Annotated in this window: 8 protein-coding genes; 7 read left to right on the top strand and 1 reads right to left on the bottom strand. The window is 60.9% G+C overall.

Going from position 1 to position 7,711, the window contains the following annotated elements:
• The 5 genes from PTE30175_RS24480 to PTE30175_RS24460 form a co-directional block, all read left to right on the top strand.
• The coding region (locus PTE30175_RS24480) for an LLM class flavin-dependent oxidoreductase (protein WP_150699675.1) at positions 1–693 on the top strand (693 nt) is incomplete at its 5' end.
• Positions 694–740: 47 nt separating this feature from the next.
• Positions 741–1,832: an LLM class flavin-dependent oxidoreductase gene (locus PTE30175_RS24475; protein WP_150699674.1), complete on the top strand. Its 1,092-nt coding sequence runs from the start codon at positions 741–743 to the stop codon at positions 1,830–1,832.
• Positions 1,833–1,973: 141 nt separating this feature from the next.
• Positions 1,974–3,059 (top strand): zinc-binding dehydrogenase, encoded by a 1,086-nt coding sequence (locus PTE30175_RS24470; RefSeq protein ID WP_150699673.1) that lies wholly within the window; start codon positions 1,974–1,976, stop codon positions 3,057–3,059.
• 60 nt (positions 3,060–3,119) lie between these two features.
• Positions 3,120–3,569, top strand: a complete 450-nt coding sequence (locus PTE30175_RS24465; RefSeq protein WP_191629199.1) for an NUDIX domain-containing protein — start codon at positions 3,120–3,122, stop codon at positions 3,567–3,569.
• A complete protein-coding gene (locus PTE30175_RS24460) occupies positions 3,553–4,440 on the top strand; it encodes an SDR family NAD(P)-dependent oxidoreductase (RefSeq protein WP_150699671.1) in 888 nt (295 codons plus the stop codon). Before PTE30175_RS24465 ends, PTE30175_RS24460 begins: the two co-directional genes overlap by 17 nt.
• 121 nt (positions 4,441–4,561) lie before the next feature.
• Here PTE30175_RS24460 and PTE30175_RS24455 read toward each other — a convergent pair whose 3' ends face one another.
• The gene (locus PTE30175_RS24455) at positions 4,562–5,215 is read right to left on the bottom strand and encodes a carboxymuconolactone decarboxylase family protein (RefSeq protein WP_150699670.1); all 654 of its coding nucleotides are present in this window, start codon (positions 5,213–5,215) and stop codon (positions 4,562–4,564) included.
• Between the two features lie 218 nt (positions 5,216–5,433).
• Between PTE30175_RS24455 and PTE30175_RS24450 the strand changes: the two genes are divergently transcribed.
• The gene (locus PTE30175_RS24450) at positions 5,434–5,901 is read left to right on the top strand and encodes a nuclear transport factor 2 family protein (RefSeq protein ID WP_150699669.1); all 468 of its coding nucleotides are present in this window, start codon (positions 5,434–5,436) and stop codon (positions 5,899–5,901) included.
• A gap of 104 nt (positions 5,902–6,005) precedes the next feature.
• Positions 6,006–7,703, top strand: a complete 1,698-nt coding sequence (locus tag PTE30175_RS24445) for a DUF1302 domain-containing protein (RefSeq protein ID WP_150699668.1) — start codon at positions 6,006–6,008, stop codon at positions 7,701–7,703.
• Positions 7,704–7,711 lie beyond the last annotated feature (8 nt).

Here is a 7,711-nt window from a genome sequence, read left to right as displayed (position 1 = left end):
AACCGGGAGGTGTTCGAAGAATCACTGCAGGTGATCAAGAAGGCCTGGGCCAACGACGTATTCAGCCACAAGGGCAAGCATTGGGAATTTCCGCCCAATGGGGGCTCGGCGGGCCACCCGGCGTATGCGGCATATGGCAAGGGGATGGATGCCGATGGCATCGTTCGTGAGATCGGCATCGCGCCGCGTTGTTATCAGAGTCCGCACCCGAGGATTTATGGGGGATTTGCCGGGAGCATGCGCACGGTGGATTTCTGGGCGCGCGAGGGAGGCAAGCCGATCGTGTTGTCGGGGGATCTGGATTTTTGCGAGACGCTGTGGAACCGCTATGCGGAGGTTGCCAAGGGCGCGGGTCACGAGGTGCCGCGCGAGGAGGTCGGCGCCTGGGGCGGATTCCTGATGCTCACCGATGACAAGGGGCGTGCGCAGGCGTTGATGGAGGAGCACAAATGGTTCTGGGACAAGTGGTTCATCCCGCACGGCCAGCGCATGCCCAACGTGCTGATGGGCACGGCCGAGGAGATTGCCGATCAGATCGGCAGGGCGCACGACCGGCTCGGTTTCAACGAGCTGTTCCTCATGTTCGGGCAGGGGCACCTGGACCCCGAACAGAACAATGAGGAACTGGAGAAGTTCATGCGGCTGGTCGCCCCGAGGTTCTCGAGCAAGGACGACGAAGGTACATTCGTCTAAGTATGCGGGACTTACGAGTCTAATTACTACCTGAAGGAGACATTACGGTGAAATGCGGAATTTTCCACACCCCTTATATCCTGCCAAAGCGCACAGCGCGCGAGGTATTTGATTGGTCCTTGCAGTTGGCAGTGGTGGCGGATCAGGAGGGATTCGCGGATTTCATGATCGGGGAGCACTACACCCTGGCGTGGGAGAACATTCCCTGTCCGGATATCGTCATCGGCGCGGCGGCGCCTCTGACAAAGAATATCCGGTTCGCTCCGATGGCGCACCTGCTTCCGTACCACAAGCCGGCCACCCTTGCGAGCAGGGTGGGCTGGTTGTCGCAGGTTCTCGAAGGGCGTTACTTCCTGGGGGTTGCGCCAGGCGGCCATCACACGGACGCCATTTTGCAGGGTTTTCCCGGCATCATGGAGTTGCAGCCGCAAATGTTCGAGGCCCTCGAACTCATGGAGCGCGTGTGGGAGCGCAAACCCTTCCAGCACAAGGGCACGTATTGCCAGGCGGGCTACCCGGGCGAAGCCGACTTCCCCGGATACGTCGTCGAGTACGCGGACAACAGCCCGTGGGGTGGCTGGAAAAACATGGAGGTGGCGGTCACCGGCCTGACCAAGAATTCGTCGTCGCTGAAATGGGCCGGCGAGCGCAATTACAGCCCGATTTCCTTCTTCGGCGGCACGGAAGTGATGAAGTCTCACTGGGATACCTGGGCAGCGGCTGCCGCATCCAAGGGCTTTGCGACTGATCGGTCGAGGTTTCGGATATGCCGGGACATCTTGATTGCTGACTCCGACGCAGAGGCCAAGCGTCGAGCCATCAACGGCGGCCTGGGCGAAAGCTGGCGAAATTATCTGGGTGCGATTTACAAAAAGTTCAATCTCTTCCAGGGCATCATCGACGACTCCGGTACCGGAATCCACCCGAGCGAGATCAATATGGATTTCCTCGCCGAGCACGTATGGCTGTGCGGCTCCCCGGAAACCGTGGCGCGAAAACTCGAACGTATCGCCGAAAAGGCCGGCGGGTGGGGCCAGATTGCAGCGAATTCCCACGACTATATCGACGATCTGCAACCCTGGATCGAGTCGTTGCAACGGCTGGCGCATGAGGTGGTACCCAAGGTAAGCGTACTTTAGACATCCGAAAGAAACGCGCAAACCCGGCATCGGGCATCGGCACGGGATCGCGCTTCGCCGACGAAGGGCGTCATATTCAGCCCAAGGCGCGGGGATTGTTCCGCCGGTGCCCCCGCGCAACACCGGACAAAGGGATTGATCGTGAAAACAGGACGAGCTGCGGTATTGGTAGAGGCGAACCGGGTCGAGACATGGGATGTGCCGGTTGTCGATCCTCAGCCGGGTGGCGCACTGGTGCGCGTGGTGCTCGGAGGCGTTTGCGGCAGCGATGCGCATATCGTATCGGGCGAGGCCGGACAGATGCCGTTTCCCATCATCCTCGGCCACGAGGGCGTGGGACGCGTCGAGAAGCTGGGCGACGGCGTCACCACGGACTATGCCGGTGTGCCTGTCAAGGCCGGGGATCTCGTTTACTGGGCGCCAATCGCATTGTGTCACCGCAGCTACTCGTGCACGGTGCTGGACGAAACCCCGTGCGAAAACTCCCAGTTCTTCGAGCATGCCAGGCGGCCCAACTGGGGCAGCTACGCGGACTACGCGTGGTTGCCGAACGGCATGGCATTTTATCGGCTGCCGGACCACGCGCAGCCGGAAGCCGTGGCGGCGTTGGGTTGCGCCTTGCCCACGGTACTGCGCGGCTTTGACAAGTGCGGGCCGGTGGGGCGCGGGGACACGGTGGTGGTGCAGGGCGCCGGTCCGGTGGGGCTGGCCGCGGTGTTTGTGGCGGCCCTGTCGGGAGCGAGCGAGATCATCGTTATCGATCAGGTGCCCGAGCGCCTGGCGGTGGCCATGTCGTTGGGCGCCACGGCGACCGTGTCGCTGAGCGGGACGGACGAAGCGGAGCGCCGCAGGCAAGTCTACGATCGCGTGGGGCCACGCGGGCCGAGCGTGGTCGTGGAGGCAGCAGGCGTGCTGCGGGCGTTTCCGGAAGGCGCGAACCTGACGGGCAGCCACGGCCGCTACATTGTGCTGGGCTTGTGGGGCGCCATCGGGACCGCGCTGATATCGCCGCGTGAGTTGACCACGAAAAACCTGCGCATCGGCGGTGCGACCTTTCCCAAACCGAAGCACTATCACGAGGCGATGCACCTGGCGGCTCGCATGCAGGATCGCTATCCGCTTGCCGGTCTGGTCAGCCATCGATTTGCCATCTCGCAGGCCAACGAGGCGCTCGAAGCGGTCAAGTCGGGCGCGGCAATCAAGCCCGTGATCGACCCGACGCTCTGAGCACGCGCAGAGGCACCGCCAGTGGAATGGTCCCCAACGTCCTGTCGTGAAGTCGTTGCCGTGGTGCTGACGCATCGCGGGCGGATCGGCCTGTTCCGCCGTAGCGACGGCGTGACGTGGGACACGGGGCTGTGGCACTGCATCACGGGGTACTTACCCTCGTGCGAGGATCCCCTGACTCAAGCGCTCGTTGAAATTGCTGAGGAAGCGGGTATCGCTGCAGCTGAACTCGAATTACAAAATACTGCCGTCGTGGAGCAACACGATTCTGAAGGCAATGTTTGGCGGATTCACGCCTTTCACTTTCAAAGCCTGACGGAAATCGTAACGTTGAATTGGGAGCACGACGCAGCGCATTGGTTCGACCCGGCCCAGTTGGGAATGATGCGTACCGTAATGTGGTTAGGGACGGTGTTAGGCGCGTTGTCGGTCACCGGATATCTCCAGGCGATGCCGGTATTGACACAAATGCAGAATCACGGAGAAGACACTTATGTCGAGAAGGCTTGAAGGAAAAATTGCCATTGTCACGGGTGGGGCACGGGGTATAGGCGAGGGCATTGTGGACCTGTTCGTCTCTGAAGGGGCGAAAGTGGTTGTCGGCGACATCAGCGAGGACGGTGCGGCACTGGAGCACCGATACGGTGCGGAGCATGTCGCGTTCAAACGGGCCGATGTTACACGTGAAGACGACATCGAGTCGCTGGTCGCGTTTTGTGCCGCACGGTTTGGTCGTCTGGACGTCATGGTCAATAACGCCGGGGCGCTCGGCGATCAGACTGCACTGCTCGAGCTGGATGCCGAGGGCTTCAACAAGACAGTCACGTTGCTGCTGCGCTCGGCAGCACTTGGACACAAATACGCCGGGCGTCAGATGATCGCGCAGGGCCAGGGCGGGAGCATCGTCACGGTCTCGAGCATTGCCGGGATCCAGGCAGGCTGGTCGGCGGCCTCCTACGACGCCGCGAAGGCGGGGCTGGTGCAACTGGCGCGCTCGGCGACGTATGAACTCGCGCCAAATGGCATCCGCTCCAATGTAGTTGCGCCGGGACTGATCCTCACGCCGATCATCGCCACCGTGTGCAAGATTCGTCCAGACCAGTACGACGAATTCATCGAATCGCTGGAGCAGCCATACGGGTCTGTCACACCGCTTCGCCGAGCGGGACATCCGCGCGACATCGCGGAAGCGGTCCTGTACTTTGCCTCCGATTACGCCCGCCATGTCACCGGGCAGACCCTCGCGGTCGACGGCGGCTTGACCTCCGTGACCGGAATCGACATCGCTGGAGTGGTGAACCGGGCGCTGGAGGCTTTCAATCAGCGGACCGGACGTGACGAGGCCAGCGAAGTCGGCTGGCTTCCGACCCGCCACAACTGAGAGGCGGCACGCGCGACACGCGTGCCGTCTGCACGGACGCGGGTTCCGTGGGAGCGGGATATTCCGGGCGCCCTCGGAATCCGCCGAAGTATCGGCAATCAGGGCGCCACGTCAGAGGCGTTCAGCGAACGCCGCAGTGCGAGGGGCCGCCGGCGGCGATTTCCAGCGCTTGAAGAATCGCTGACCGCCCGGCACCGAGCCGAATGGCGTTGAGCAGATGCAGGCGCATCCCCGGAAGGTAGCGGTGGGTAGGGGTTGCGTCGACGGCCATCGAAATCAGTTCCTTGGTTACGGCACTGAGCGTGCCAGTCTTCCACGGCACGGCACAGTAGTGGAAAAAGGCTTCGAACGCTTCGGGTGACAGTCGCAGCAGTGCGTCGAGAAATCCCGGCACCTCGCGTTCGAACGAATCCCAATACGAATCGTCGCCTACGTGCTTGGCCCAAAGGTTCGAGCGTTGCTCGTCGAGTGGTGCTGTCATCGCGTCGTGCCCTCGATCGCGCATCAAGCGGGCGAGCCTGCGGGATCCCTCCATCAGCGAATGGACCCCCAGCCCCGACACAAGCACCAGCACTTCATGGATCTGCGCGCCGCTCGCCCCCGCCGCCAGTGCGCGCTCCGCGAAGCGTTCGAATCCGGTCATGTCGAGGGTTGTGACCGACGCACGCACCGCCAGCTCGATCAATGCCTGCGTCCGTTCATTGAGAGGATCGCCGTTTTCTACAGAACGCAGAAGTGCGAGCGCCTCGGTACGAATGTCATCGAGGGAAACCATGTTCGTGCCTGTTGTGAGCGATGTTCAGGCCATGTTGCCATAAGCACGGGATCTTGGTCAACGCAAACGTTGATAAATTCGTGCCGACCGGGAATCCTGTCAAGCCGCGGCGCAGCGGCCGCGTTGCATGCATTCACACATCCGTTGCAATCCTAGTTGACACTTGTGTTGACTGCGCATATTCTCAACACAAATGTTGACTGAGGGTGGAGGCCCCGATGAATCTTCAAACGAACGAAGCGAACGTGCAGCAGCTTGTTTTCGCCGAACAGATCCAGCGGCTGCTTTTTGACTACGCGTTTCACCTGGACATGAATCACCCGGCGGAGCTGGCGAATCTGTTCGTCGAGGACTGCCTGGTGGTCTATGGCCCGAACTTCGGTGCCGCGGGGCGCGAGGCGTACGCGAAGACGCTGGAAGGGATCGGGACCTTCTTCGAGGCGACCAGTCATCACGTCTCGAACGTCAGCATCGACTTCACGGGCGAGAACGAGGCGAGCGTGCGCTCGGTGCTGTATGCGTGGCACCGCTACCGCAAGCAGCGGCCTGACGGAATCCTGTGGGGGCAGTATCACGATGTGGTTGTTCGCGTCGATGGTCAGTGGCGATTCAAGCGGCGTGAGTTGCGCACGACGGGTGTGCAGGATTTTCACGTCAAGGAAATGATCCCGATCGGTCGGGCCTGACACCCCATCCCCGAGAAATAAAAAAATCCAGGTGTCGGGGAGTGTCTGGACGAGAAGTGTCTGCGGGTGGTCAGTAGTGCCATAAGTTCAATAAAGGAGACAGCATGAGCAACAGGCATCACCGTTCTTGCGGTATAGGGACGCTCAAGGCAACGGCGTTAGCCGCGGCATTGCTTGGGATGACGGGTGCGGCGCACGCCTATAAGTTCGAGACCGGCGGCGATTGGGATGTCAATCTCGACACCTCGGTGCAGTACACGGGGGGATGGCGTGCGCAGAAGCTGAACAACTACATCGGCAATCATCCGTTCTTCGCCGAGGGCGACTACAAGTTCGCCAATCAGGGCGATATGGTGACCAACCGTGCGCAGGCACTGGTAGAGCTTCAGGGCGTCTATCAAGGCTGGACGGGATTCCGCCTTTCGGGATCGGCCTGGAAGGACTTCGCCTATTCAGATACGGTCAAGACGAATCCGAACCCGGCATTTTCAACGTTCCTGTCGTACCCAAGCGGCCAATATACCGGTGCGACCAAGAAATACCACATTCAGGGCGGTGAGCTGCTGGATGCCTTTGTATTCGCCAATGGCAAGGTCGGGGATACGCCGGTCTACGGGAAGTTCGGGCGCCTGACGCAATTCTGGGGCAACGCATTCTTCTTTGGCTTCTCGAACATCGCCTATTCGCAGTCCCCGATTGATTTCATCAAGGGATTCTCCCAGCCTGGCTCCGAGGTCAAGGAACTGTTCCTGCCGCGAACCCAGGCGCTCGTGACCGCTCAACTGACGCCGGAACTCTCGGTCACCGGCCAGTATTTTCTCGAGTTCGAACCGAACCGCTATCCGGAGGGGGGCACCTATCTGGGCTCGTTCGACATCCTGTATCGCGGGCCTCAGAGTGGCGGCGCGCTTGCGGGCGCATTTGGCGGACCGGTCACTGCCGGCAGAGATGACCAGCCAAAGAACCTCAACAACAATTTTGGCGTGAAAGTGGCATGGTCGCCGGAGTGGGCGAAAGGCGATCTCGGCTTCTACTATCGCCAGTTTGACGAGGTGCATCCATGGGCGCTTGCCGATATCGGAGCGGCAGGCGGAGGCGCGGTCCATCTCTCGTATGCGCAAAAAGTCAAACTCTTGGGTATGAGCTACGAGCGGACTTTCGGCCCGATCAGCACGGGCTACGAGGTCTCGTATCGGCAAAATACGGCGCTTAACAGTGCGTTCACAAACGGGATTCCGGGTGTGCCGACCACGCAGGGTGCAACCGGTAATCTCTTCAACGTCGTTGCAAACGCGCTCGTGCAGCTCGGCACCACGCCCCTTTGGGACACCGGCACCCTGATTGCCGAGCTGAGCTACACGAACCTGTTGAAGGTGACGGGCCACCCTGAGCTTTTCAACGGCGTCGGCCACGCCGCGTGCACGACCAACAACAAGTGGGATGGCTGCGCGACCAAACAGGCGCTTGCGCTGGCCGTACTGTTCGAGCCGCAGTGGCTGCAGGTATTTCCCGGATGGGATATGAGCGCGCCGCTGTCTTACACCATCGGTCTCAAGGGGAATCCCGCCTATGCCGCGGGCGGTTTCTACGCTCAGGGCACCAACATTTATTCGGCGGGCGTCAAGTTTACCTACAAGTCGAACACGACGATCACTCTGGCCTATAACGGCTACTACTGGCACCACGGTCCGACCACGAACGTGCCGGGTTTGGGGACATCCTACGCGGGTTTTGGAGGAAATGGCCCGGTTTCACTCAACGACAGGGGATGGGTGAGCTTAACGCTCAAAAGCTCATTCTGAACGTGCTT

Source organism: Pandoraea terrae (assembly GCF_902459695.1).
Lineage (GTDB): Bacteria > Pseudomonadota > Gammaproteobacteria > Burkholderiales > Burkholderiaceae > Pandoraea > Pandoraea terrae.
This window is presented reverse-complemented; position numbering and strand designations above follow the sequence as displayed.

Bases quoted from the DNA above. Each gene is read 5' to 3' on its own strand.
- PTE30175_RS24455 (WP_150699670.1), bottom strand. From the start codon at position 5,215: ATGGTTTCCCTCGATGACATTCGTACCGAGGCGCTCGCACTTCTGCGT.
- PTE30175_RS24450 (WP_150699669.1), top strand. From the start codon at position 5,434: ATGAATCTTCAAACGAACGAAGCGAACGTGCAGCAGCTTGTTTTCGCC.
- PTE30175_RS24460 (WP_150699671.1), top strand. From the start codon at position 3,553: ATGTCGAGAAGGCTTGAAGGAAAAATTGCCATTGTCACGGGTGGGGCA.
- PTE30175_RS24445 (WP_150699668.1), top strand. From the start codon at position 6,006: ATGAGCAACAGGCATCACCGTTCTTGCGGTATAGGGACGCTCAAGGCA.